1 pseudogene is annotated in these 345 nt (G+C 55.1%); it reads right to left on the reverse strand.

Going from position 1 to position 345, the window contains the following annotated elements:
* Positions 1 to 345, reverse strand: a pseudogene (locus tag G3N99_RS41550) (hypothetical protein); the annotation flags it as partial.

Raw genomic sequence — 345 nt, forward strand, 5'->3', positions numbered from 1 at the left:
TCGCTCGTCGCGCCGCTTATCTCGCAACTGCGGTCATCGGATGCGGCTGCGCGCAGTTGCGAGATCAGCGGCGCGACGAGCGCGAGCACGAGCGCGAACAGCCCGAGCCACGCGGTGGCCCGGGCTTGTCGCGTCGACGCGCCGCGTACGCCGGCGCGCGATGAATCAGGCCGTCGCGAGATCGGAAGAGCGGCGTGGAGGGCAAGAGTGTATATCGCGGTGTAGATTTGAGTGTGTCGCTGGTACGTGAAAAAAAAAAGAAACGCTTGAACGTAATAGCAGCGTCGTGAGCTGAGTGAATAAGTTTTTTTTTTTTTTTTTTTTTTTTTCTTTTTTTTTTTTTTT

This window comes from Burkholderia sp. Ac-20392 (genome assembly GCF_017104585.1).
GTDB classification, from domain to species: Bacteria; Pseudomonadota; Gammaproteobacteria; order Burkholderiales; family Burkholderiaceae; genus Burkholderia; species Burkholderia lata.